This window comes from Mycolicibacterium rutilum, assembly GCF_900108565.1.
In the GTDB taxonomy this organism is placed as follows: domain Bacteria; phylum Actinomycetota; class Actinomycetes; order Mycobacteriales; family Mycobacteriaceae; genus Mycobacterium; species Mycobacterium rutilum.
Genome location: NZ_LT629971.1, coordinates 964344 through 988890, shown reverse-complemented (window position 1 = coordinate 988890; position 24547 = coordinate 964344). Strand labels below are relative to the sequence as shown.

Sequence of the window (24547 nt, the reverse complement as noted above, 5' to 3'; positions counted from 1 at the left end):
TGGGAACGGCCTGTGCGGGTCCGGGCAGGTCGCTGATCAGACCGTCGCGAGCACCTTGGCCGCGGCGTGCTCGGGCATCGGGTCGTAGCGCGCGAACGATCTGGTGAAGGACCCCGCGCCGTGGGCCAGTGAGCGCAGGTCGATGGCGTAGCGGGTGAGCTCTACCTGGGGGATCTCGGCCCTGACGAGCGTGCGGTCGTCGCCGACCTTGTCGGTGCCCAGGACCCGGCCGCGGCGGCCGGCGAGGTCGCCCATCACCGCGCCGACGAAGTCGTCGGGAACGAGAACCGTCACCTCGTCGACCGGTTCGAGCAGGTTGATCCGAGTCGCCGCGGCCGCCTCGCGCAGGGCCAGGGCGCCGGCCATCTGGAACGCGAAGTCCGAGGAGTCGACGCTGTGCGCCTTGCCGTCGAACAACGTCACGCGGATGTCGACGACGGGATAGCCGGTGCCGCTCGCCCCGGACAAGCCCTTTTCCATCTGGGCCCGAACGCCCTTTTCGACGCTGGGGATGAACGGCCGGGGCACCGCGCCGCCGACGACCTTGTCGACGAACTCGAACCCCGAGCCCTGCGGCAACGGTTCGACCTCGATGTCGCACACCGCGTACTGGCCATGGCCGCCGGACTGCTTGACGTGGCGGCCGTGGCCTTTGGCCGTGCCCGCGAACGTCTCTCGCAGCGGCACCCGCAGCTCGACGGTGTCGACGGCGACACCGAAGCGGCGCGCCAGCGCGTCGAGCACCACCCCCGCGTGCGCTTCGCCCATCGTCCACAGCACGATCTGATGCGTCTCGGGATTCTGTTCGATGCGCAGCGTCGGGTCCTCGGCAGCCAGCCGGCCCAGCCCGACCGAGAGCTTGTCCTCGTCGGTCTTGGCGCGCGGCTGCACCGCGATGGGCAGCAGCGGTTCCGGCATGGTCCACGGTTTGAGGACCAGCGGATCGGCCTTGTCGGACAACGTGTCACCGGTCTCGGCGCGGCTGAGCCGCCCGATCGCCGCAATGTCACCGGCGATCACCGACGCTGCCGGCCGCTGCTGCTTGCCCAACGGGAAGCTCAGCGTGCCGACGCGTTCGTCCTCGTCGTGGTCCTCGTGGCCCGCACCCGACCCGTTCGCCCCGAAGAACGACGAAAAGTGCCCGGACACATGCAAAGTCGCATCGGAGGTGATGGTGCCGGAGAACACCCGTACCAGGCTCAGGCGCCCGACGTAGGGATCCGACGTCGTCTTGACCACCTCGGCCAGCAGCGGGGCGGCCGGATCGCACGGCAAGGTCTCGCGGGCCTTGCCCTGCGGGGTGAACACCTCGGGCAGTCGATGTTCCGGCGGCGACGGGAAGCCGGCGGTGATGATCTCCAGCAGTTCCAGCGTGCCGACGCCGGTGCTGCTGCAGGCGGGGATGACCGGGAAGAACGATGCGCGAGCGACCGCCTTCTCCAGGTCGTCGATCAGCACGGTCTCGTCGATCTGCTCGCCGCCGAGGTAGCGCTCCATCAGCGTCTCGTCCTCGGACTCCTCGATGATGCCCTCGATCAAACCGCCCCGGTGCTCGGCGATCGCGTCGGCGTAGGACGCATCGGGTTCGTGGGCGGCGACGCGCTTGCCGTCGCGGTATTCGTAGTGCGTCTGCGACAGCAACCCGATCAGGCCCGTGCACGGTGAATTCGCGGGCAGGTACAACGGAAGCACCTTGTCGCCGAACGCCTGCTGGGCCTCGGTCAGCGCGTTGTCGTAGTTCGCCCGGGCGTGGTCGAGTTTGGTGATCACCACAGCGCGCGGCATGCCGACCTGTGCGCACTCCTGCCACAGCGACTTGGTGGGCTCGTCGATGACCTCGTTCGCGGCGACGACGAACAGCGCGCAGTCGGCGGCCCGCAACCCGGCGCGCAGTTCCCCGACGAAGTCCGCATAGCCGGGGGTGTCGATCAGGTTGACCTTGGTGGCCCCGTGCGGCAGCGACGCGAGCGCGAGGCCCACCGATCGCTGCTGGGCAATCTCGGCCTCGTCACAGTCACACACCGTGGTGCCGTCGACGACCGAACCGGGCCGGGTGAGCACGCCCGCGGCGACGAGTAGCGCCTCGATCAGTGTGGTTTTGCCGCCACCCGATGGGCCCACCAGCGCCACGTTGCGGATGGCGGCCGGACTGTCCGCGGTGGGGGCGGCTCCTGCGCCCTGGGCATGTGTCGTCTTGTCGGCCATGACGTTCCCTCCCCACGGCGGCCGCCCAGCCGCCGCAGTGTGGTGTGTGTGCCACCACCATTCTCCTCGGTGGCGGTCCGCACAAGGGATTGGCGAAATCGGACCGTCAGGCCTGCCAGGACGCCCACCGGCTGACCGCGACGGTGACCACCGGGCCGTCCAGCGCGAGCCGCTCGTACTGCGGGTACTTGCGCCGCAGCAGCGTGTAGCCGATCGCCAATTCGTCACCGCTGGTGTGGATTTCGGCGTGCCCGTCGGCGCGCACCCACCACAGTTGCGACCAGTCGTCGTCGTAGTGGTCGACGAGCAGACTCACCTGCGGGTTGGCTTCGATGTTGGCCAACCGTTGCAGCCGCTGGGTGGTCTTGCGCTTCGCGTCGACGGCGGTGTAGACGACGCCGTCGTGCACCGCGAATACCACCGGGACCAAATGCGGTGCGCCCTGCGGTCCGACCGTGGACAGCCGCGCCACCGGCGCCCCGGCGAACTCGGCTTGCGCGTCGAATCCGGCCATGCGCCTAGCCTATTCCGGCTCGGCCAGGCATGCGGTCGAGATGTGCGCGGCTTCGGTGCACGTGACGTTGGAGGTCGCGCGCGCCAACAACGCGTAGAGCTGGGCCTGCTCGTCGGCGCTGAGGCCGCCCAGCACCCGGCGTTCGACACCGGAGAGCATCGTCTCGATCTCGGCGAGTTGACGGGCCCCCGCATCGGTGAGTGAGACGGTGTGGCGACGCCGGTCCTGCGCCGAGCGGCGACGTTCGACGAGCCCGTCGGCCTCGAGCTCGTTGAGGAGCACGACCACGTTCGTCGCGTCGACGCCGAGCGTGGCGGACATGTCGGACTGGTTCTGCTCGCCGAGGTCGCGCAGCAGCGTCATCGCGATCACGTGCCGGGCGCGCAGCCCCGAACGCCCCAAAGCGGCGTCCGCCTCGTTCTGCACGCGCCGCGCGAGATGCACGAGCAGGGGCGCGGACAGATAGGGCACGGATCAAGCCTACGGCAATACACCAATCACCCATGTGGTATAGATCGTTAGTACAACACTAACGATCTATGAAGGGTCACCGATGGCACATCTGCTCCACATCGACTCGTCCATCCAGGGAGAGCGCTCGGTCAGTCGCCGGCTCACCGCGCACGCCGCCGACCGCTGGCGTGCGACGCATCCCGGCGGCACCGTCACCCACCGCGACCTGGGCGCCGAGCCGCTGCCGCACCTCGACGCCGAGTCCGGCACCGCGCGCATGGTGGCGGCCGAGGCGCGCACCGCAGCACAGCAGGCGTCCTTCGAGCTCAGCGTGCAGCTCATCGACGAGATCAAGCGCGCCGACACCGTGCTGCTCGGGTTGCCGCTGTACAACTTCGGCGCGCCGAGTTCCGTGCACTCCTGGGTCGACCACCTGATCGCGCCGGGGCTCTCGATCGACCACGAGACCGGTCAGGGTCTGCTGGGCGACGTCGATTTCGTCGTGCTCACCAGCCGCGGCGGCGGCTACGGGCCGGGCACCCCGCGCGAGGGATGGGACCACGCGATCGCCTGGCTGCCGCACGCGGTGTCGTTGACCGGGCTGCGACCGCGCTTCATCACCGCGGAGCTGACGATGGCCGACGTGAACCCCGCCATGGCCGACCTCAGGCCGCTGGCCGCCGAGAGTCTGCGTCGTGCGCTGGCCGAGATCGACGGGCTCTGGTCGGCCGACGAGAACGCCGCCTGACCCGTTTGCCGCCCGTAGCCCGGGGCGGTCCCCGATAGTGGTGTCATGTCAGCGCCCCCGCGGCCCGGCCGGCCGCGCAGTGAGCAGTCCCGCCAGTCGGTGCTGCGGGCGGCGTCGGAGTTGTTGCGCGAGGCCGGTTTACGCGCGATGACGACCGAGGAGATCGCCAACCGCAGCGGCGTGAGCAAGGCGACGATCTACAAGTGGTGGCCCAACAAGTACGCGGTGGCCATCGAGGCGTTTCTCGGGGAGTTGATGGCCGAGGCCCCGGATCCCGACACCGGCTCGGCACGCGAGGACATCCTCGGCGTGATCCGGGGACTGGCGCACTTCTACTCGGGTGCCAGCGGCCGGGTGTTCGCCCAGCTGGTCGGCGAGGGGCAGTCCGACACGACGGTCGCCGCCGAGCTGCAGGCGCACCTGGTGGCCCCGCGGCGCGCACTGATGCGCACGGTGTGGGACCGCGGGGTGGCACGCGGTGAGCTACGCGACGATGTCGATCCCGACGTCGCCGTCGACCTGCTGCTCGGGCCCCTGCTGTACCGGCTGCTGCTCGGTCACGCACCGCTCGACGCCCCGGCGATCGACGCGATCATCGGTTCCGCGCTCGGCGGGCTGGCCGCCGAGCGCGCGTACCATCAAAACTGAACGGATAGTTCAGTAATTGCGGAGACGCCGTCCGCTGCGGACCCCGCCCCGCGTGATCGAAGGAACCGGCATGAGAACACGTTTGATCGCATCCCTGGCCATGGCAGCGACTGCCGCTGCCGTCGGCTTCGCCCCCACCGCGGCCGCGGCGCCGACCGGATGCTCCTACACCGGCGGTGCCACCGAGTGCGTGACCCCGGGCAACGCGCAGGTCAATGCGCAACCCGGGACGGCGGCCAGCGACGCCGCCCAGCTGCAGACCCCGTTCTACGGCGAGCCGTTCGGGGTCATCCTGCACCACGAGATCGGCAGGCACCGCTAGCCGCGGCCCGGCTCAGCGCTGATTCGGCCGCTGCGGTGCGACGCTGATCGGCGAGCGCGTGACCGGGGTGCGCGTCACCCCGATCTCGGGTTCGCGGCTGGGCCGCGTCGACGGGCTGCGCGGCCGGTAGGTCTGCACCGGCGCAGGCGCGGGCGCGGCCGACGTCTCGGCCGGCGGCGGGGGAGGCGGTGGCGGGGGCGGCTCACTGCGCAGCGGCTGACTGCGCGGCGGCGCGGTGGTCTGCGCGGTCGGGGACACCGTGGTGGCCTCCCGCACCGAGTCGCCGGATCCGCCGAACACCAACAGCACCCCGGAGACGACGAGCGCCACCGCCGCCAGCGACGCGGCGATCAGCAGGCCCAGCGTCTTGCCGGTGCGGTACCACGGCGGCGGGGCCGGTTCGAAATACCAGGTGGTGGAATCGAATGCGTCGAAACCCGGATGTTCGAGGTCCCGGTACTCGGCGCCGATCTCCTCGACCTCGCCGGGACCGGCCGCGGGCAGCGCGTCGCCACTCGACTCGTCGACATCAGCCGTCTGGTCGGCGATGTCGTCGAACAGGTAGTCGAAGTCCCCCGAGGCTTCGCGTTCTGCCACACAGGAATGTTAACGCCGGTACCTGCGCAAACGCGCGGGCGGGGAAAGTCAGGCGAAGTCGCGCGTGCGGACCGCCGCCGCGATAAGGTTTCGAGCGCCTCGTATGGATTCATTCACCGCGGCGACCGGCTGCCGTCACCACGGCGCCATCGCGCCGCCTCCTGACCATCGGAAGGTTTCGGCCATGAAGATGCACTCCCCGCGTACCCGAAGGCTCGCCGCTGCCGGCGCCGCCGCCCTCCTGCTGCTCGGCGGTTCGGTGGCCTGCGCGCCGCCGGAGAAGAGCAGCGGCGGCGAGGACACCCAGTCGGGCGTCAAGGCCGCCGAGGCGACGTCGGCCGAGGACTTCGGCGGCATCGAGGGCCTCGTCGAGGCCGCCAAGAAGGAGGGCGAGCTCAATGTGATTGCGCTGCCGCCGGATTGGGCAAACTACGGCGCGATCATCAAGGCTTTCTCTGACACGTACGGCATCAAGGTGAACTCCGCGCAGCCCGACGCGTCCAGCCAGGACGAGATCAACGCCGCCAACCAGCAGAAGGGCAAGAGCTCCGCGCCCGACGTGTTCGACCTCGGGCAGTCGGTCGCGCTGGCGAACACGGCGATGTTCGCGCCGTACAAGGTGGCCAACTTCGACGACATCCCGGCCGCGTTCAAGGATGCCGACGGCGCCTGGGTCAACGACTACGGCGGCTACATGTCGATCGGGTTCGACGCGGCCAAGGTGCCGGCGGTCACCAGCGTCAACGATCTGCTCAAGCCGGAGTACCGCGGCAAGGTCGCGCTCAATGGCGATCCGACGCAGGCCGGCGCGGCGTTCTCCGGGGTGCTGATGGTTGCGCTGTCGCAGGGCGGTTCGGCCGACGACATCGGGCCCGGCGTCGAGTTCTTCCGCAAGCTCGCCGATGCGGGCAACTTCCTGCCCGTCGACCCGACGCCGGCCACCATCGAGTCCGGCCAGACCCCCGTCGTCATCGACTGGAACTACACCAACGCCTCCGAGACCAAGAAGCTGCCGTCGTGGCAGGTGCTGGTGCCGCCGGACCACGCGGTCGCGGGTTACTACTACCAGGCGATCAACAAGGACGCGCCGCATCCCGCGGCCGCCCGGTTGTGGCAGGAGTTCCTCTACAGCGACGAGGGCCAGAACCTGTTCGCGCTCGGCGGTGTTCGGCCGGTGCGCGCCGACACGATGGCCGCCGACGGCACGCTGGACAAGGCGGCCACCGCGTCGGTGCCGGTGATCGACGGACCCGTGACGGTGCCGACCCCGGAGCAGACCGAGGCCGCCACCAAGTACCTGTCCGAACACTGGGCCGCCGCGATCGGTTGATGAAGAAGCTGCGGGAGGCGTCCGCCTCCGCACTGCCGCTGCTGCCGTTTCTGGCCGTGGTGGTCGTCTTCCTGGTCATCCCGACGGTGACGGTCATCGTCAACGCGTTCATCGTCGACGGCGTGTTCTCGCTGAGCCGCATCGAGGCGCTGTTCTCCGGTGCGGCGTTGTCGGCGCTGGCGAAGAGCGTCGTGCTCTCCGGCAGCACGGCGCTGATCGGGGCGGCGCTCGGCGCGGTGCTGTCGTGGCTGATCGTGTCCAGCCCGTCGGCCTCGATGCTGCGCCGCACGGTGCTGTCGCTGTGCAGCGTGCTGGCCCAGTTCGGCGGTGTCGCACTGGCATTCGCGTTCCTGGCGACGATCGGGCTGAACGGCGTGCTGACGCTGTGGGTCCAGCAGTTGTTCGGTTTCAACCTCGCCGGATCGGGCTGGTTGTACGGATTGACCGGGCTGATCGTCGTCTACACGTACTTCCAGATCCCGCTGATGGTGATCGTGTTCGTGCCTGCGCTCGAGGGCCTGCGCGAGCAGTGGCGCGAGGCGGCGGTCAGCCTCGGTGCGTCGCGGTGGCAGTACTTCCGCGAGGTGGCCGTGCCGTTGCTGACGCCGGCGTTCCTGGGGTCGGCACTGTTGTTGTTCGCCAACGCTTTCGCGGCATATGCGACGGCAGCGGCGCTGGTCAGCCAGGGTGCCCCGATCGTGCCGCTGCTCATCCGCGCCGCGTTGACCAGTGAGGTGGTGCTCGGGCAGTCCGGGTTCGCCTACGCGCTGGCGCTGGAGATGATCGTCGTCGTCGCCGTCGTGATGGTCGCCTACAACGCGTTGGTGCGACGCACCGCGAGGTGGTTGCGATGAACGGCGGCAGGGTGATTCGCGGTGTGCTGTGGGTGGCCTTCGCGCTGTTCTTCCTGTTCCCGCTCTACGCGATGGCCGACTTCTCGACACGCAACCTGATCGCGGGCGGCCGGACGCTGCGCGCGTGGGCCAACCTGGTCGCTGACGACGCGCTGTATCAGGCCATCGTGGTGTCGCTGCTGCTGGCCGTGCTCACCGTGCTGGCGATGCTGGTGCTGCTGCTGCCGACGATGATCTGGGTGCGGCTGCGGGCGCCGTGGGCGCGGGGGCTGGTGGAGTTTCTGTGCCTGCTGCCGTTGACGATTCCCGCGCTGGTGATCGTGGTCGGGCTGCGCAACGTCTACCTGTGGGTGACGTACTTCCTCGGGGAGTCCGCGCTGACGCTGACGTTCGTCTACATCGTGCTGGTGCTGCCGTTCGCGTACCGGGCGCTGGACGCGGCGCTGTCCGCGATCGACCTGCAGACGCTGACCGAGGCCGCCCGGTCGCTGGGCGCCGGGTGGGCGACGACGATCCTGCGGGTGGTGGTGCCCAACATCTGGTCGGGCATCCTGTCCGCGTCGTTCATCTCGATCGCCGTGGTGCTCGGCGAGTACACGATCGCCTCGCTGAGCGGATACCAGACGCTGCAGGTGCAGATCGTGGCGATCGGCAAGTCCGACGGCCCGACGTCGGTGGCGGCGTCGCTGGCGGTGCTGCTGTTGGCGTTCGTCCTGCTTCTGGTGTTGTCGCTCGTCACCCGCGGGCGCCGAAGGGTTCAAGGAGTCACCGCATGACCGACGGAGTGGCCGTCGAACTCAACGACCTGACCCGGTCGTACGGTACGGTCAAGGCCCTCGACGGGCTGACGCTGCACATCGAACCGGGCGAACTCGTTGCGCTGCTGGGCCCGTCGGGCTGCGGCAAGACCACCGCGCTGCGGATATTGGCGGGTCTCGACCAGGCCACCTCGGGCGCGGTGTCGGTCGGCGGCCGCGACATCAGCCGGGTGCCCGCCAACAAGCGCGACATGGGCATGGTGTTTCAGGCCTACAGCCTGTTCCCGCACCTGACCGTGCTCGACAACGTCGCATTCGGATTGAAGATGCGCGGAAAAGTTAAGGCGGAGAGGACGTCTCGGGCCGCCGAGATGCTGGAGCTGGTCGGGTTGTCGGCGCACACGCACAAGTACGCCAGCGAGCTGTCCGGCGGGCAGCAGCAGCGCGTGGCGCTGGCCCGCGCGCTGGCGATCCAGCCGCGGGTGCTGCTGCTCGACGAGCCGCTGTCGGCGCTGGACGCCAAGGTGCGCACCCAGCTGCGCGACGAGATCCGCCGGGTGCAACTCGAGGTCGGCACCACCACGCTGTTCGTCACCCACGACCAGGAGGAGGCGCTCGCCGTCGCCGACCGGGTGGGCGTGATGAGCCAGGGCAAGCTCGAGCAACTGGCCGCGCCCGCCGACCTCTACGCCAACCCGGCCACCCCGTTCGTCGCGGAGTTCGTCGGGCTGAACAACAAAGTGCCGGGCCAGGTTTCGGACGGCCGGGTGCGGCTGCTCGACACATCGGTGCCGACGCTGCCCGGATCGATCGCGTCCGGCGCCGGGCTGGCGATGGTGCGCCCGGAGTCGGTGACGGTGACGGCGGACCCGGCCGGCGGCGCGACGGTCAGCTCGGTGGCGTTCCTCGGCCCGGTGTCGCGGGTGTACACGACGCTGCCCGACGGCACCGTGGTCGGCGCGCAGCTGGGCAGTTCGGCGGCGCGGGCGTTCGCGCCCGGCGACTCGGTGCGCGTCGGTGTGGAGTCCGACGGCGTCCTGGTCGTGCCCGCCCCCTAGACCCGCCGAACGTGGGTTACCCGCACACCTGCGCGCGAAAAAATGTGCGGGTAACCCACGTTCGCCGAGAAAAACTAGACGTCCTGGACCGGCTCGATGCCCAGATCGCGGTAGGTGACCAGTGCGACGAACGGCACGTCGCGCGCCGCGAACCGCTTGGCCGCGATGTCGCCGCGGTCCACCATAGGGATCACGCCGGCCACCACCGCGCCCACCGCGGTCACCCGGTCGAACGCGATCTCGGTCGACCCGCCGGTGCTGATCACGTCGTCGACCAGCAGCACCCGGGTGCCCGGTTGGAGCCGGGTGCCCTCGATCCACTGCTCGCGGCCGCGCTGCTTCTGCTCCTTGCGCACCGAGAACCACGCCTTGCCGGTGACCATCGCGACGCCGTGCGCCAGCGGGTCGGCGCCCATGGTGAGCCCGCCGACGGCGTCGAAGTCGATGCCGTGCAACTCGGCCAGCTCGGCGACCGCGCGGCTGACGACGGTCAGCCGCTCGCCGGTGTCGATCGCGAACTTGCCGTCGATGTAGTCGTGGCTGAGCTGACCGCTGGCCAGCTTGAACGGCTCCTCGCGACGCTCATGGCCGCGGGTGGCGATGAGGTCGAACGCGGCTTGCCAGGTGGCCGGTCGTCCGGGGGCTGCAGACATACCGCGATCGTATTTCAGGCCTGTCGGGCGCGGCGCGCCAGCTCCACGGTGGCCGAACGCAATTCGCCGATCGAGTCGATCGGGGTGGCGTAGCCGATGCGGGTGTAGGCCATGCCGCGCGCGGTCTGAAGGCGCAGATCGAGGCCGTACCGGTCGGCGCCGGTGCAGGTCGCCGCGGTGGTGTCCGGATAGCCGCCGAGCACCTTGGCCATCGCCACCAGCGAGTCGGCGTGGTCGGCGTTGAGGTGCTCGACCGCCCCGGCCGCCCGCGGCGCCACCGGGTCGGGCTGCGCGGCGGTGTAGTCCTCGCCGGACGTCGAGGCCATCCGCCCGTACCCGCCGACCCAGCGCACCCGGTTCACCCGCAGCAGCCACAGCGTGAAGTCGCTGTAGTCGATGTAGTACTTCGCGGCCGCGACGGCTGCCAGGTGCGCCTCGCGCGCGGCGGCCAACTCGTCGCCCTCCGGGCGCGAGGCCACCCCGGCCAGCGTGATCCGGGCGCTCGCCAGCGGATCGGACTGCGCGCTCGGCGCGACGATCGCGATGCTGGCTCGCGGGTCGCCCGCGAGGTTGCGGCCGTGCTCGGCGAGGTTGGACACGCACAGCACGGGAGCGCCGTCGAGCAGTCCGTAGGTCACGAACGACGCCCACGGGTCGCCGTCGCCGGTCAGCGTCGCCAGCGTGCCGACGTTGGTGGACGCGGCGATGGTTCTGGCTTCCTCGGCCGCCGACGGGCGAACGGGATTGACGATCTCCGTCAGCGGGGGCGGCACGCTCGGCGCGTCGCCGGGGTCGCCATGATCGCGAGTTGCCACGCCGGAACGATACCGAAGCGCCGCGCGCCGATCAGCCGCCGAGTGCGGCGATCAGATCCTTGATGCGCGAGGTCTCTTCCTCGTTGGCCGGTTCCTCGGCCTCCACCGCTTCGATCAGGTCCTTCCGCAACCCGACACCGTTGGCGGCTTCCTTGGTCGAGAGCTTCGCCCGGCCACGCGCCACGTACAGCCGCTGACCCAGCGTCGCGTTCGGTCCGGTCGCCGCGTTCTCCATCAACTCGTCGTAGCGTTTGCGCACACCGCTGAGCGCGACGATCACCGACGGCGTCGACCGGCTGCGGCCGGCGGCCTCGGTCAGCGAACCCTGCAGCTTGCGCATGCCCGCCAGGATCACCCCCACCCGGTCGGGGAAATCGGGGTCGCTGTGATCGGGCAGCGCGTCGATGGCGGCGCCGTACATGTGCATCGCCGCGTCGGCCATGCCGACAATGACTTGAGCTTCACCATCGTTGGGCGTCGAATCAGCCACAGCCACTCGATTCGTAGGGGGTGAGCGAGACGTCGAAACCGTAACCCTTCAAGATCGCGGATTCAACCGGTGTGATCCGGTCCGCGGGCGATTCAATTCGCGGCGACGTGGGTAGCTTTGAAACCGTATGGACCAACTCAGCGGTGTCAAAGCATCCGACGCGTCCGCCGACCACGACCCGGCGGAGGGCAGCCATGTCGAGGACGGGGTCGTCGAACACCCCACCGCCGAGGACTTCGGTCACGCGCGAGTGCTGCCCGAGGACCGCACGTGGTTCAAGCGCGCCGTCTTCTACGAGGTGCTGGTGCGCGCGTTCTACGACTCCAATTCCGACGGCGTCGGCGACCTGCGCGGGCTGACCGAACAGCTCGACTACATCAAATGGCTTGGCGTGGACTGCCTTTGGCTCCCGCCGTTCTACGATTCACCGCTGCGCGACGGCGGCTACGACATCCGCGACTTCTACCGGGTGCTGCCGGAGTTCGGCACCGTCGACGACTTCGTCGAACTCCTCGACGCCGCGCACCGCCGCGGCATCCGGGTCATCACCGACCTGGTCATGAACCACACCTCCGATCAGCACGCCTGGTTTCAGGAGTCCCGACGGGACCCCGACGGACCGTACGGAGACTTCTTCGTCTGGAGCGACACCAGCGACAAGTACTCCGACGCCCGCATCATCTTCGTCGACACCGAGGAGTCGAACTGGACGTTCGACCCGGTGCGACGCCAGTTCTACTGGCACCGGTTCTTCAGCCACCAGCCCGACCTCAACTACGACAACCCCGCCGTGCAGGAGGCGATGCTCGACGTCCTGCGCTTCTGGCTCGACATCGGCATCGACGGGTTCCGCCTCGACGCGGTGCCCTACCTGTTCGAGCGTGAGGGCACCAACTGCGAGAACCTGCCGGAGACGCACGCGTTCCTCAAGCACTGCCGCAAGGTCATCGACGACGAGTACCCGGGCCGGGTGCTGCTGGCCGAGGCCAACCAGTGGCCCGCCGACGTGGTCGAGTACTTCGGCGACCCGAAGACCGGCGGCGACGAATGCCACATGGCGTTCCACTTCCCGCTGATGCCGCGCATCTTCATGGCGGTCCGCCGCGAATCCCGCTTCCCGATCAGCGAGATCCTCGCGCAGACGCCCGACATCCCGGAGATGGCGCAGTGGGGCATCTTCCTTCGCAACCACGACGAGTTGACGTTGGAGATGGTCACCGACGAAGAGCGCGACTACATGTACGCCGAGTACGCCAAGGACCCGCGGATGAAGGCCAACGTCGGCATCCGCCGGCGGCTGGCGCCGCTGCTGGACAACGATCGCAACCAGATGGAGTTGTTCACCGCGATGCTGCTGTCGCTGCCTGGCTCGCCGGTGCTCTACTACGGTGACGAGATCGGGATGGGCGACATCATCTGGCTCGGCGACCGCGACGCGGTGCGCACCCCGATGCAGTGGACGCCGGACCGCAACGCCGGGTTCTCCACCGCGACGCCGGGCCGGCTGTATCTGCCGCCGAACCAGGACGCCATCTACGGCTATCAGGCGGTGAATGTCGAAGCGCAGCGCGACATCTCGAACTCGCTGCTGAACTGGACGCGCACCATGCTGGCGGTGCGCCGCCGCCACGACGCGTTCGCGATCGGCACCTTCCACGAGCTGGGCGGGTCGAATCCGTCGGTGCTGACCTACGTGCGTGAGGTCGAGAAGGACGACGGGACGAAGGACACCGTGCTGTGCGTCAACAACCTGTCGCGCTTCCCGCAGCCCATCGAGATGAACCTGCAGGCCTACAACGGCTACACACCGGTGGAGATGACCGGGTACGTTGAGTTCCCGCCCATCGGCCAGCTGCCCTACCTGCTGACCCTGCCCGGACACGGCTTCTACTGGTTCTCGTTGAAAGCCCCCGAATTCGAGCCTGGAGAGCACCCATGACCCTGCAGTTCGACGCGTGGCTACCGCAGCAGCGGTGGTACGCCGGCCGCAGCAGGGAACTGGCCGCCGTGCGCGAGGCGGCGAGCACGACCCTGCGCGACGATCTCGACCTCGTCCTGCTCGACGTGTCCTACACCGACGGCTCCAGCGAGCGCTACCAGGTGCTGATCCGCTGGAATGCCGGGCCCATCGACGAATACGCGGAAGTCGCCACCATCGGCGTCGCCGCCGACTCCGACGGTGAGCCCACCGCCTACGACGCGCTCTACGATCCGGCGGCCGCACAGTTCCTGCTGTCGCTCATCGACTCGTCGGCGACCGTCGGGGACGTGCGGTTCGTCAAGGAGCCTGGCATCGACCTCCCGCTGGACGCCGCGCCGCGGGTGTCGAGCGCCGAGCAGAGCAACACCAGCGTGGTGTTCGAGGAGAAGGCGATCCTCAAGGTGTTCCGCCGGATCACCCCCGGCACCAACCCCGACATCGAGCTCAACCGGGTGCTGGCCCGCGCGGGTAACCCGCACGTCGCGCGGCTGCTCGGCTCCTTCGAGACGACGTGGGAGTCCGACGGCGACGGCGAGCCGTGCGCGCTGGGCATGGTCACCGAGTTCGCCGCGAACTCCGCCGAGGGCTGGGACATGGCGACCGCGAGCACCCGCGACCTGTTCGCCGAGGGCGACCTCTACGCCGACGAGGTCGGCGGCGACTTCGCGGGCGAGTCCTACCGGCTCGGCGAGGCGGTCGCCTCGGTGCACGCCACCCTGGCCGACGAGCTCGGCACCGAGGCCGTCGCGTTCCCGACCGAGACCGCGCTGGAGCGGTTGGCGTCGGCGGCCAAGGCGGTGCCCGACCTCGAGGAGTACGCGCCGCTGATCGAGGAGCGCTACCGCAAGCTCGCCGAGGAGACGATCACCGTTCAGCGCATCCACGGCGATCTGCATCTGGGTCAGGTGCTGCGCACCCCCGAAGGGTGGCTGCTGATCGACTTCGAGGGCGAGCCCGGCCAGCCGCTCGACGAGCGGCGCCGACCCGACTCCCCGCTGCGTGACGTGGCCGGCTTGCTGCGCTCCTACGAGTACGCCGCCTACCAGCGGCTGATGGAACAGGCCGGCGACGGCGACCGTGACCGTCAGCTGGCGGCGCGGGCCCGCGAGTGGGTCGACCGCAACGCCGGGTCCTTCTGCGACGGCTACGCCGAGATCGCCGGCGTCGACCCGCGCGACACCGGGCACCTGCTGGCCGCCTACGAACTGGACAAGGCCGTCTACGAGGCGGCCTACGAGGCCCGCTTCCGACCGAGCTGGTTGCCGATTCCGCTGAAGTCGATCGCGCGGCTGGTCAGCTGACCCGCGCTCAGGCCAGCCCGCGGATGACGTCGGCGGCCGGCTTCGGGGTCCAGTCGGTGCGGTACACGCCGAAGTTGTCCTGCGCGTTGGGGCTGCCGGTGGCGCGGTCGCGAGTGGTGTAGATGAACGCCGGACCGGCGCCGGGCAGCGAGCGCCAGGTGACGATGAAGTCGCGGATGCGTTCGGCCTGGGTGGTTTCGTCGACATCGGTGGTCGACTCGCCGAACTCGGTGGCCCAGATCTGCTTGCCGCCGTCGCCGTTGCGGTTCATCTGCCCGCGCAGCTGGTCGTAGAGCCCGAGCGGACCGTTGGCGCGGCCGCCGGAGAACCGCGCCTTGGCGTCCGGGGTGAACAGGTACGGGTGGAACGCCAGCGCATCGAAGGAGCCCGCGGCGCCCGCGGCGTACATCCGCTCGACGAACGTCACCGGGTTCATGGTCAACGAGAAGAAGTTGATGGTCGGCGCCAGCCCGCCGGCGATGACCGTCGCGTTCGGGTCGGCGCCCTTGATCGCGGGGTAGGCGGCCTTGAGCATCGCGGCGAACCGCTCCGGCTGCGGGCCCTCCGGGATGGCCCAGAACTGCACGGCGTTCTGCTCGTTCCAGATCTCGTAGGCCGCGACGCGACCGGCGAAGTGGGCGGCGAACGCGCCGGCGAAAGCGGCGTAGGACTCCGCGGTCGCGGGCGGGCCGGTGATGGCCGGGCCGCCGCCGGTCGCCCAGCCGGGGGTGGAGTTCAGCAACGCGACGACGCCGATGCCGCGCGCGTTGGCGGCGTTGACGATCAGGTCGGCCTGGCCCCAGTCCCACGCGTCGGGTGCGGGCTGGATCCCGGCCCACGGCAGCATGATGCGGGCGCTGCGCACACCGGTGCTGACCATCAGGTCCAGCTGCCGGTTCACGTCGTCGGGCGACAGGAACCACAGCCACGAATCGGAGAAGCCGAGGTTGCTCACGGCCGCGGTCTCGGTGACCGGGACGCTGCGGGTCCGCGGCGCGGTGCCCTCGTCGCCGAGGATCTGGGTCAGCGTCGTCGCCAGGACCGCGACGACCGCCAGCGCACCGAACGCCTTGAAGAGTTTCCGCACAATTCCCCCATCTCGGTACCGGAACACGTGGTGTATCGGAATTGCCCAGCGAAAAGTTAACAAAACTCCCGCCGCGGTAACCCTAGCCGGTCGGGGAGCGAGCTATCGGCGCAGCACGAGGTCGAGCACCCGCTCGCTGAGCGGGGTGGCTTCCTGCACGGTCGAGCTGGCCTCGTGCAGCAGGCCGACGCCGGTGGCGAACAGCACCGCCGAGCGCAGGTCGGCCTCGTCCTGTTCGAACCCGTAGTCGACCAGCGCCTCGCGCACCGCGCCGAGCACCCGGCCGTCGCTGCGCTGGACGCTGGCCAGCGCCGACTCGTCGGTCAGCGCCCACACCCGCATGGCGCGCTCCAGGGCCCAGTGGTCCGGGCACACCAGGGTCTGCATCATCACGGCCAACCGCTTGCGGGGGTCCGCATCGCGCATGTTCTCGAACCGGCGGCGACGTTCGTCGTGCAGGTTGCCCCAGGCCCTGGCCAGCGCGGCGCGATAGGCCCGCATATCGGCGAAATGCCAGTAGAAGCTGCCCTTGGTGACGTCGAGGCGTTCACACAGCCGGCCGATCCGCAGCGCGTTCGGGCCACCCTCGGCCAGCACATCGAAGCCAGCCTGGATCCAGTCGTCCGCCGTCACCCGGCGGCCGGTACTGGTCGCGGCCGTCATGATGGGCAGCATACGGGGGATCGGACGCTTTTACTGACACTCGCGAAAATTATTCGACAGGCGAACGACCCGGCAGATTTCGGCAACCGTGGCCGCCGGGGCGGGGTCCGCCGCTCATCGGCCCCGCCAAGGCCCGCCTGGCCGGTGACATGAGGATGTCGACGCGGCGGCCACGGTTGCTGTAGCGGCGACCGTAGCACACGGCGACCACCAAGATCGGCCATTTGGGGAGGTCAAGCTCGGTGTCGCACAGCGCATTTCGGCGGCGAGCCGGTGACGGCGGTCTCGATCGGCGCAGCGGCGTTTAGCGGACACCCAGGTGGGCACCCGAACAGGCGTGAGCACGAACCCGGACCCAGGCTATTCACCCAACGACGGCGGCGGCGTCGGCGACACGCTTCGTCCCATGGAGGCGACCGACCCTGACGACCTGCGCAACGACGACGGCGACGCGACCGTCGATCCGCCGGACCGGTGGCGTGAGGCCGACAAGATCAATGCCGACGGCGAGGTCGACGAGTCCCTCGACGACAAGCTCGCCGCAGAACAGCCCGAGCAACCCGAGCTCGCCGAGCCGCTCGCCGACCCCAGCGGTGACACCGAGTCCCGTGCCGATGACGAGATCGACCGCGTGGACCCCGACGTGCACGGCCAGTCCGAGGGCCAGGTCGACGGCACGCCGGAGGACGGCGACGGGTTCTACCCGGTCGTCGAGTAGCGGGGTTCGCGCTTACTCCGTCGGCTCGGCCTGCAGCACCACGACCGCCCGCGCCGCGACCGTCACCTTCTCCCCGGCCGCCACCGGCTGCGTCTCCGCGTCGCCGTCGGCCGCGGTGTCGATGACCGGCCGCCAGGACTCGCCGAACTTGCGCTCCGGCACCACGAAGTCGATCGGCTCGTAGTGGGCGTTGAAGCACAGCACGAATGAGTCGTCGGTGACGCGCTGCCCGCGCACGTCGAGGTCGGGGATGCCGTTGCCGTTGAGGTAGACGGCGATCGACTTCGCGAACCCGCTGTCCCAGTCGTCGTCGCTCATCTCCGAGCCGTCCGGCGCGAACCACGCGATGTCGGGCAGCCCGTCACCGCCGCGCTGGCGCACGGGCCGGCCGGAGAAGAACCGGCGCCTGCGGAACACCGGATGCGCGGCGCGGAGCTCGGAGACCTGGCGGGTGAACTCCATCAGCTCGGTGTCCGCGCTGGCCCAGTCGATCCACGACAGTTCGTTGTCCTGGCAGTAGACGTTGTTGTTGCCCTGCTGGGTGCGGCCGAGCTCGTCGCCGTGGGCGATCATCGGCACACCCTGCGACAGCAACAGGGTGGTCAGGAAGTTGCGCTGCTGACGGGCCCGCAGCGCGTTGACCTCCGGGTCGTCGGTCGGGCCTTCGACACCGCAGTTCCACGACCGGTTGTGGCTCTCGCCGTCGTTGTTGTCCTCGCCGTTGGCCTCGTTGTGTTTCTCGTTGTAGGACACCAGGTCTCGCAACGTGAAGCCGTCGTGGGCGATGACGAAGTTGATCGACGCGACCGGGCGCCGGCCGGTGTGCTCGTAGAGGTCCGACGACCCGGTGAGTCGAGAGGCGAACTCGTCGATGGTCGCCGACTCGCCGCGCCAGTAGTCACGCACGGTGTCGCGGTACTTGCCGTTCCACTCGGTCCACTGCGGCGGGAAGCCACCGACCTGATAGCCACCGGGCCCGACGTCCCACGGTTCGGCGATCAGCTTGGCCTGGCTGACCGTCGGATCCTGTTGCACGAGTTCGAAGAACGTCGCCAGCCGGTCCACGTCGTAGAACTCCCGGGCCAGCGTCGAGGCCAGGTCGAACCGGAACCCGTCGACGTGCATCTCGGTGACCCAGTAGCGCAGCGAGTCCATGATCAGTTGCAGCGAATGCGGATGCCCGACGTTGAGGCTGTTACCGGTGCCGGTGTAGTCCATGTAGTACCGCTTGTCGTCGTCGACGAGGCGGTAGTACGCGGCGTTGTCGATGCCGCGCATGGAGAGCGTCGGGCCCATGTGGTTGCCCTCGGCGGTGTGGTTGTAGACGACGTCGAGGATGACCTCGATGCCCGCCTCGTGCAGCGCGCGCACCATCGCCTTGAACTCCTGCACCTGCCCGCCCGGGTTCGGGTTCGAGCTGTACTTGGAGTCCGGCGCGAGGAAGCCGATGGTGTTGTAACCCCAGTAGTTCGACAGTCCCTTGTCGACGAGCGTCGAGTCGTTGGCGAAGTGGTGCACCGGCATCAACTCGATCGCGGTCACGCCCAGCGACTTGAGGTGCTCGATGATCACCGGGTGCCCGACGGCGGCGTAGGTGCCGCGGATCTGCTCGGGGATGTCGGGATGCGTCTGCGTCAGGCCCTTGACGTGCGCCTCGTAGATGACCGAGTCGGCGTACTCGTAGCCCGGCGGCCGGTCGTTGCCCCAGTCGAAGTAGGGGTTGATGACGACGCACTTGGGCATGTGCGGCGCCGAATCCTGGTCGTTGCGGCTGTCCGGGTCGCCGAAGTTGTAGCTGAACAGCGCCTGGTCCCAGTCGAAGCTGCCGTCGATGGCTTTGGCGTACGGGTCGATCAGCAGCTTGTTCGGATTGCACCGCTGGCCGTTGGCCGGGTCGTACGCGCCGTGCACCCGATACCCGTAGCGCTGCCCGGGCTCGATGTTGGGGATGAACCCGTGCCAGACGAAGGCGTCGACCTCGGGCAGCGGGATCCGCGTCTCGGTGCCGTCCGCGTCGAACAGGCACAGTTCGACCTTGTCGGCGGCCTCGCTGAACAGCGCGAAGTTCGTGCCGAAGCCGTCGTAGGTGGCCCCCAGCGGATACGCCTTGCCGGGCCAGATCTCCAACGTGGCGGCGTGCGGGGCGGGGGCTTGGGTCAACGTAACTCCAGACGACGGGTAGATAAGACGATAGGGGTGTGCCCGATGCGGCACCATCGCAACCAACTCCTCACAGAAATCACACAACCTCACGGAGACGGCGTGTCCGACGGCCCTGACCTGCCCGATTACCGGACGTTGCTGACCGCCCTCGACGGCGGCGTGGCCACCGTCACGCTGAACCGGCCGCGGCAGCGCAACGCCGTGGGCGACGGCATGCGCGAGGAGCTGGCCGACGCCTACCGCAGGCTCGGCGCCGACGACCGCGTGCGTGCCGTCGTGCTGACCGGCAGCCCGCCCGCGTTCTGCGCGGGCGCGGACCTAGCCGCCGGGGAGGACACCTTCGGTGCGCCCGGTCCCGGGTTCAGCGCGGCCGGTCTCGAGGTGCCGGCGTGGACGGTGCCGAAGCCGGTGATCGCGGCGGTCAACGGGCACGCGATCGGGCTCGGGCTGACCCTGGCGTTGCAGTGCGATCTGCGGTTCTTCGCCGCCGACGCCTCCTACGGTGTGGTGCAGGTCCGTCGGGGCGTGGTCGGCGACGCCTACTCGCACTGGATCCTGCCGCGGCTGGTCGGTATCGCCAACGCCGCCGAAATCCTGCTCACCGGAGCAACTTTCGACGGTCACCGCGCGGTCGAACTCGGCCTGGGCAGCCGGGTGCTGCCTGCCGAGCAGGTGCTGCCCGCCGCGCTGGAGGTGGCGCGCGACATCGCCGTCAACACCGCACCGATGTCGGTGGCGGCCAGTAAGCGGCTGCTGTGGGAGTCGTTCGACCTCGACCGCGAGGCCGTCGGTGCGCGGGAGACCGAGATCCACCTGCGGCTGATGGGTCACGACGACGCCCGCGAGGGGGTACGGGCGTTCCTGCAGGGCCGGCCGCCGAAATGGACCGGCCGACCCGATTAGGCGATCTGCACGCCGGCCGCGCGCAGGTCGTCGACGGCGCGGTCAGTCGACTCAAGCGCGACACCCGCGGTGAGGTCCAGCAGCACCCGCGTCGCGAACCCGTTGGCGACCGCGTCGGCGGCGGTCGCCTTCACGCAGTAATCGGTGGCGATGCCGACGATGTCGACCTCGTCGACGCCATGGCCGCGCAACCAGTCGGCCAGCGGTGTGCCGTCGTCGTTGCTGCCCTCGAACCCGCTGTAGGCGGCGGAGTACTCACCCTTGGTGAACACCGCCTCGACGGCGTCGGGCCGGAACTGCGGGTGGAAGTCGGCGCCGGGCGTGCCGACCTCGCAGTGCCGCGGCCAGGACGCCGCGTAGTCCGGGTTGTCGGAGAAGTGGTCACCCGGGTCGATGTGAAAGTCCTTGGTGGCCACCACGTGTGCGTAGCCGTGGTCACCGTCGAGCAGGTCACTGATCCCGCGTGCGACGCCGGCGCCGCCGGTCACGGCCAGCGATCCGCCCTCGCAGAAGTCGTTCTGTACGTCGACGATGATGAGCGCCTTCATGGGCGTCGACGTTACCCGCCGAACAGCAGGTACAGCCCGGTGAAGGTGTAGCCGACCATCACCAGCATCATCGCCAGCTGCCCGGTCAGCTGATGCCCGCTGGGCAGCACGCGCAGTGCGCGGTCGTGGGCGGCGATGACGCCGCCGACGTGCCCGGCGACGACGAAGCAGACCTTGAGGGTGGACAGCACCGCCGGGTGCTGGGACAGGACGTAGCTGACCTCGAGGTCCAGGTTGAACAACAGGATGATGGTCTGCTGTCCGCGCTCGATCAGGTAGGTCAGGTAGTGGGCGAACACGTAACCGATGACGATCGGGATCAACGAGTGCGCCATCAGTCCGGGTAGCTCGCGGCGGCGCGCGCGGTCCACTCCGCCGGTGGCGATCGACGCCGACCAGAACGTGGCAGCGACGACGCCGGCGAAGAAGAGGAGGCCGGCGGTCTTGATCAACGTCGCCGTCGCGGCCGACGACGCGGTGTCGTCGACGAAGTTGCGCCACACCGGCATCGCCGAGAAGCTGTCGAACGCCGTCGATCCCAGGAGCACGGCCATCACCGCGACGAGTCCCGGCCGCACCGGCAGGGACGGCAGGTGGTCGAACGGGTTGCCGATCCCGATCCGGCCGTCGGAGTTGCGGCGGAACGGGGACAGTCGCGACGCCACCACGCTGTACATCTCGAACGGATCAGCGCGGGTGCACCAGCGCTCACCACAGCTCAGCGCGCCGACCAGTGTGATGACCAGGTACGCCAACAGCCAGATACGAATGGCGCCAAGCGATCCCGGGTCGGGGCTGGCCAGCTCCAGCCAGACGAACGCGAACAGGCCGAACGCTGCGGGCCAGTATCCGAGCGCCGCCGGATACGTCAGGCCGAACGAGCGGCCGCCCAGCAGCCGCAGGACCGTGCGCACCGGTGAGATCGCCCGCCACACGGGCCCGATGAGTAGCGAGACCGCGACCAGCCCCACCCACATCAGCACGTAGAACACACCCGGCAGCGGGTTGTTCGCGTCCTGCGGCCCGATGACCGAGGCGACGCCGACCCACACGGCGAGCGCCAGTCCGGCCAGGGCGACGACCCACCGGGTGACCGGCGCGTCGACCACTATCGTCACCCACGATGGAAGTGCACGTGCGGGTTTCGCGGGGTCGAAGCGGGGCTTCTTCCAAGCCAGCGCGACGACCGCGAACGTGAACGTCAGCGCCCAGGCCGCGCCGATCAGCGCGTAGGTGTACGGGATCGGCAGATCAGTCGAGCCGCCGAGACCGTGCGCCAGTACGGATACCGACGACGCCGGCATCACTGCTGGACTTGGACCGTCGCGACGACGCGGTTCAGCTCGTGCAGTTCGATCTCGACGTTGCCGGGCACATCGACGGTGAACTGGAACTGCTGACCGTCGTTGGGTTCCACCCTGAACGTGTGCTCCGGCACCGAGTGCACATGCAGTTCGTCGGCGGCATCGCTGTTGACCCGCAACACGATCGGCTCGTTCACCTTGCCCTGCACCTGCTCGTTGGTCGGGGTGACGTTACCGCCCTCGATCGAGATGTCGATGGTGAGCCGGTCGGGCGGGCGCTGCACGTCGGACATGTCCGACGGGTTGACCGTCGATTGGCTGCTCGCGCCGGGGGACGGGGAGTCCTCAGACTTCGAGCCCCCGCATCCGGCGGTCAGCAGCGCGGCTGCGGCCAGGATCGCGATTCCGGATCGGCGTGCGGTCAATGTCACGGTGTCCCTTCGTCGGTCGGACTGGCTGGGCCTTTGCGTCGGTTCTTGACGGCGATGTACACCACCACGCCCGCGACGACGATAGCCGGGGCGAAGGCGGGCACGGCAATCCACACGGGGTGATCCGCGAGGATGACGACGTCCTGGCCGGCCGTCATGCCTGGGCGCTCGGTTGTAGCTCAGCCTCGCTCCCACTGGGCTCGCTGCTGTCGATACGTCCTGCGCCCCAGGTGATTCCGGCGACCATCGCGAGGGTGCAGAAGAGCACCACCAGGCAGCCGATCAGCCACAGCGACTGCGGGATGTCCGGGCTGCGCTCACGCTGCAGGATGGTGATCTCGGAGACGAACGGCCGCGTCATGTTCGCTTCGGCGGGCACCTCTTCGGCGCCGATCCCCGGATCGCCGGCGAGGTAGATCGGCACGGCGGCCAGGGTGCGCCCGTCGTGCAGGCGCAGCAACGTCTTCCAGGTGCCCGACACCGGCATCGGTTCGGTGGACCGGAAGTGGCCGGGGCCCACCCGCTCGAGGCGGTCGATGTAGATGCCGCGCTCGTTTTGCAGCCCGCCCTGCCAGCCGAGCACCGACACCCAGTTGGGGTCGCTGCTGACCAGGTTCGCCGGGGTGAGCTGCACGTCCGCCGTCACCTCACGCTGCCCGTCGGCACCGGGCACCTCGGTGAGAGTGATTGCTGCCGAGGCGCTTTCGGGCACGTCGTAGCGCAGCCCGTTGGCGGTGGCACCGCCGATCGCCAGCACGGTCAACACGACCAGGCCGACACCGATCGCGCGGCGCGGAAGCCGCCAGCCCGTCAGCACCATGCCGATCATCGCGCCGCACGCGCCGGTGAGGATGGCGACCGGCACGGCCATCGCGAGCGCCTCGGGCCAGATGCTGGTCGGCCACGGATACGGGTAGACCGCACCGATCCACAGTGACTCCAGCCATAGCCCGACGGTGCCGATGCCCAGACCCGCGACGGCGCCGAACAGCACCGGCCGTTTGAACAGCGGTGTGAGCGCGAGCAATTCGACGACGACCGCCGCGCCGAGGTACAGCGGGAACCAGTTGGCCGGCGCGTCGAGCACCGGGGCGACCAGGAACGCGACGATGCCACGCAGGCCGATCGCGATGATCGCGGCGAGCAGCGCGGCGCCGCGGCCGAGGAACACCCGCGCAGCGACCAGAGCGAGCGCGGCCGCGGCGGCGATCAGCATCGGCTGGAACACCTGCCGGAACTGCGGAACGCCGAAGTCGAACTCGATCTGATACACCGACATGCCGATCAGTACGCCGGCGAACGCCAGGTACTGGACGAACTTCAGCCCGATCCCGTCCCGGGGTGCGTCGGGCCCGGCCGCGCGCTTGCCTTCGATCTCGAGGTAGGCCGCGGCCAGGGTGGAGAAGCCGGCGCCGCCGATCATCATCAGGTGCGTCGGCCCCCACAGCGTGACGTCCTGACCGAAGATGCGGTGCCAGATGTCGTCGAGGGGGAAGCCCATCAGCGCGTAGAGGCCGCAGCCGGCCATGACGATGCCGCCGACGGGCGCCGACCAGTTGTCGGTGAGGCGCAGGGCGGCCGGGCCGGGCTTGTCGAACGGCAGCACCATCGCGGTGCACCCGGCGACGAAGATGCCGAACAGGCCGATGAGGATGAAGTAGTGCGCGGGGTTGGCCAGCGCGCCGTCGTCGCGGCCGTTGCCGATGTGCAGGCTGACGTCCCAGATGAAGCCGAACAGGGCGCAGATGATCGACGCGATGAACATCGCGATCGGCAGCGCGACCCACGACGGCCGTTTGAAGCGCTTGGCGAATCGATCGGCCAGGCTGGTCAGCCAGGTGATCTTGTGACTGCGGTGCATCCAGCCGATCCACAGCAGGATCGCGGTGACGATCACCGCGGCCACGGACAACCCGATCACCTCGTGGATGGCGGTGCCGCCACCCTCGTCCTGCGCCAGGTATGAAATTTCCGGCGAACCCGTCATCTGCCCCACCTCAATG

The 24547-nt window shown here is 69.3% G+C and carries 26 protein-coding genes; 11 read left to right on the top strand and 15 right to left on the bottom strand.

Annotated elements, in window-relative coordinates; translation table 11 throughout:
- Positions 1-36: 36 nt before the first annotated feature.
- The 3 genes from BLW81_RS04720 to BLW81_RS04710 form a co-directional block, all read right to left on the bottom strand.
- The gene (locus tag BLW81_RS04720; RefSeq protein ID WP_083406208.1) at positions 37-2205 is read right to left on the bottom strand and encodes an elongation factor G-like protein EF-G2; all 2169 of its coding nucleotides are present in this window, start codon (positions 2203-2205) and stop codon (positions 37-39) included.
- A 106-nt stretch (positions 2206-2311) separates the two neighbouring features.
- The gene (locus BLW81_RS04715; RefSeq protein WP_083406207.1) at positions 2312-2719 is read right to left on the bottom strand and encodes a TIGR03668 family PPOX class F420-dependent oxidoreductase; all 408 of its coding nucleotides are present in this window, start codon (positions 2717-2719) and stop codon (positions 2312-2314) included.
- Positions 2720-2728: 9 nt separating this feature from the next.
- A complete protein-coding gene (locus tag BLW81_RS04710) occupies positions 2729-3190 on the bottom strand; it encodes a MarR family winged helix-turn-helix transcriptional regulator (RefSeq protein ID WP_083406206.1) in 462 nt (153 codons plus the stop codon).
- An 82-nt stretch (positions 3191-3272) separates the two neighbouring features.
- Here BLW81_RS04710 and BLW81_RS04705 point away from each other — a divergent pair, with 82 nt between their 5' ends.
- From BLW81_RS04705 to BLW81_RS04695, 3 genes are all read left to right on the top strand, one after another.
- Positions 3273-3920, top strand: coding sequence for an FMN-dependent NADH-azoreductase (locus tag BLW81_RS04705; RefSeq protein ID WP_083406205.1), 648 nt, complete (start codon positions 3273-3275; stop codon positions 3918-3920).
- A gap of 45 nt (positions 3921-3965) precedes the next feature.
- Positions 3966-4568 carry a TetR/AcrR family transcriptional regulator gene (locus BLW81_RS04700; RefSeq protein ID WP_083406204.1) on the top strand — a complete coding sequence of 201 codons (603 nt, stop codon included), beginning with the start codon at positions 3966-3968 and terminating at the stop codon, positions 4566-4568.
- A 70-nt stretch (positions 4569-4638) separates the two neighbouring features.
- Positions 4639-4890: a hypothetical protein gene (locus tag BLW81_RS04695; RefSeq protein ID WP_083406203.1), complete on the top strand. Its 252-nt coding sequence runs from the start codon at positions 4639-4641 to the stop codon at positions 4888-4890.
- A gap of 12 nt (positions 4891-4902) precedes the next feature.
- Here the strand turns inward: BLW81_RS04695 and BLW81_RS04690 are convergent, their stop codons facing one another.
- On the bottom strand, positions 4903-5487 hold the full coding sequence (locus BLW81_RS04690; RefSeq protein WP_083406202.1) for a hypothetical protein: 585 nt from the start codon (positions 5485-5487) through the stop codon (positions 4903-4905).
- A 190-nt stretch (positions 5488-5677) separates the two neighbouring features.
- Here BLW81_RS04690 and BLW81_RS04685 point away from each other — a divergent pair, with 190 nt between their 5' ends.
- From BLW81_RS04685 to BLW81_RS04670, 4 genes are read left to right on the top strand one after another with little or no spacing between them, the layout of a single operon-like run.
- Positions 5678-6817, top strand: a complete 1140-nt coding sequence (locus BLW81_RS04685; protein WP_083410328.1) for an ABC transporter substrate-binding protein — start codon at positions 5678-5680, stop codon at positions 6815-6817.
- A complete protein-coding gene (locus BLW81_RS04680) occupies positions 6817-7671 on the top strand; it encodes an ABC transporter permease (RefSeq protein WP_083406201.1) in 855 nt (284 codons plus the stop codon). The genes BLW81_RS04685 and BLW81_RS04680 overlap by 1 nt, the downstream gene beginning before the upstream one ends.
- The gene (locus BLW81_RS04675; RefSeq protein ID WP_083406200.1) at positions 7668-8447 is read left to right on the top strand and encodes an ABC transporter permease; all 780 of its coding nucleotides are present in this window, start codon (positions 7668-7670) and stop codon (positions 8445-8447) included. Before BLW81_RS04680 ends, BLW81_RS04675 begins: the two co-directional genes overlap by 4 nt.
- Positions 8444-9487 carry an ABC transporter ATP-binding protein gene (locus tag BLW81_RS04670; RefSeq protein WP_083406199.1) on the top strand — a complete coding sequence of 348 codons (1044 nt, stop codon included), beginning with the start codon at positions 8444-8446 and terminating at the stop codon, positions 9485-9487. The genes BLW81_RS04675 and BLW81_RS04670 overlap by 4 nt, the downstream gene beginning before the upstream one ends.
- Positions 9488-9561: 74 nt before the next feature.
- Here the strand turns inward: BLW81_RS04670 and pyrE are convergent, their stop codons facing one another.
- The 3 genes from pyrE to BLW81_RS04655 are packed head-to-tail and all read right to left on the bottom strand — an operon-like array spanning position 9562 to position 11376.
- Positions 9562-10140 (bottom strand): orotate phosphoribosyltransferase, encoded by a 579-nt coding sequence (gene pyrE / locus BLW81_RS04665; protein WP_083406198.1) that lies wholly within the window; start codon positions 10138-10140, stop codon positions 9562-9564.
- A 14-nt stretch (positions 10141-10154) separates the two neighbouring features.
- Positions 10155-10955: a HugZ family pyridoxamine 5'-phosphate oxidase gene (locus BLW81_RS04660; protein ID WP_083406197.1), complete on the bottom strand. Its 801-nt coding sequence runs from the start codon at positions 10953-10955 to the stop codon at positions 10155-10157.
- A gap of 31 nt (positions 10956-10986) precedes the next feature.
- Positions 10987-11376: a hypothetical protein gene (locus tag BLW81_RS04655; protein ID WP_083410327.1), complete on the bottom strand. Its 390-nt coding sequence runs from the start codon at positions 11374-11376 to the stop codon at positions 10987-10989.
- Positions 11377-11572: 196 nt separating this feature from the next.
- Here BLW81_RS04655 and treS point away from each other — a divergent pair, with 196 nt between their 5' ends.
- Positions 11573-13384, top strand: coding sequence for a maltose alpha-D-glucosyltransferase (treS, locus tag BLW81_RS04650; protein WP_083406196.1), 1812 nt, complete (start codon positions 11573-11575; stop codon positions 13382-13384).
- Positions 13381-14727, top strand: a complete 1347-nt coding sequence (locus tag BLW81_RS04645) for a maltokinase N-terminal cap-like domain-containing protein (RefSeq protein ID WP_083406195.1) — start codon at positions 13381-13383, stop codon at positions 14725-14727. Before treS ends, BLW81_RS04645 begins: the two co-directional genes overlap by 4 nt.
- A 7-nt stretch (positions 14728-14734) precedes the next feature.
- Here BLW81_RS04645 and BLW81_RS04640 read toward each other — a convergent pair whose 3' ends face one another.
- Together BLW81_RS04640 and BLW81_RS04635 are read right to left on the bottom strand one after the other, a co-directional pair.
- Positions 14735-15814: a cellulase family glycosylhydrolase gene (locus BLW81_RS04640; protein WP_083406194.1), complete on the bottom strand. Its 1080-nt coding sequence runs from the start codon at positions 15812-15814 to the stop codon at positions 14735-14737.
- A gap of 102 nt (positions 15815-15916) precedes the next feature.
- Complete coding sequence (locus BLW81_RS04635; RefSeq protein WP_083410326.1) at positions 15917-16477, bottom strand: TetR/AcrR family transcriptional regulator; 561 nt, start codon at positions 16475-16477, stop codon at positions 15917-15919.
- A gap of 337 nt (positions 16478-16814) precedes the next feature.
- Here BLW81_RS04635 and BLW81_RS04630 point away from each other — a divergent pair, with 337 nt between their 5' ends.
- Positions 16815-17195, top strand: a complete 381-nt coding sequence (locus BLW81_RS04630; protein WP_083410325.1) for a hypothetical protein — start codon at positions 16815-16817, stop codon at positions 17193-17195.
- Between the two features lie 12 nt (positions 17196-17207).
- Here BLW81_RS04630 and glgX read toward each other — a convergent pair whose 3' ends face one another.
- Positions 17208-19355 (bottom strand): glycogen debranching protein GlgX, encoded by a 2148-nt coding sequence (gene glgX / locus BLW81_RS04625; protein ID WP_162277400.1) that lies wholly within the window; start codon positions 19353-19355, stop codon positions 17208-17210.
- 102 nt (positions 19356-19457) lie between these two features.
- On the opposite strand from glgX, the gene BLW81_RS04620 reads away from it, so the two are divergent.
- Positions 19458-20261: an enoyl-CoA hydratase/isomerase family protein gene (locus BLW81_RS04620; protein WP_235632175.1), complete on the top strand. Its 804-nt coding sequence runs from the start codon at positions 19458-19460 to the stop codon at positions 20259-20261.
- Here BLW81_RS04620 and BLW81_RS04615 read toward each other — a convergent pair.
- The 5 genes from BLW81_RS04615 to BLW81_RS04600 are packed head-to-tail and all read right to left on the bottom strand — an operon-like array spanning position 20258 to position 24531.
- A complete protein-coding gene (locus BLW81_RS04615; RefSeq protein WP_083406192.1) occupies positions 20258-20809 on the bottom strand; it encodes a nicotinamidase in 552 nt (183 codons plus the stop codon). The genes BLW81_RS04620 and BLW81_RS04615 overlap by 4 nt on opposite strands.
- A gap of 11 nt (positions 20810-20820) precedes the next feature.
- Positions 20821-22113 carry a hypothetical protein gene (locus tag BLW81_RS04610; RefSeq protein ID WP_083406191.1) on the bottom strand — a complete coding sequence of 431 codons (1293 nt, stop codon included), beginning with the start codon at positions 22111-22113 and terminating at the stop codon, positions 20821-20823.
- A complete protein-coding gene (locus tag BLW81_RS04605) occupies positions 22113-22544 on the bottom strand; it encodes a hypothetical protein (protein WP_083406190.1) in 432 nt (143 codons plus the stop codon). Before BLW81_RS04605 ends, BLW81_RS04610 begins: the two co-directional genes overlap by 1 nt.
- Entirely contained in the window at positions 22541-22702 is a 162-nt protein-coding gene (locus BLW81_RS29585; RefSeq protein ID WP_173839575.1) for a hypothetical protein, read from the bottom strand. The genes BLW81_RS04605 and BLW81_RS29585 overlap by 4 nt, the downstream gene beginning before the upstream one ends.
- Positions 22699-24531 (bottom strand): hypothetical protein, encoded by a 1833-nt coding sequence (locus BLW81_RS04600; RefSeq protein WP_157897587.1) that lies wholly within the window; start codon positions 24529-24531, stop codon positions 22699-22701. Before BLW81_RS04600 ends, BLW81_RS29585 begins: the two co-directional genes overlap by 4 nt.
- Positions 24532-24547: the final 16 nt, after the last annotated feature.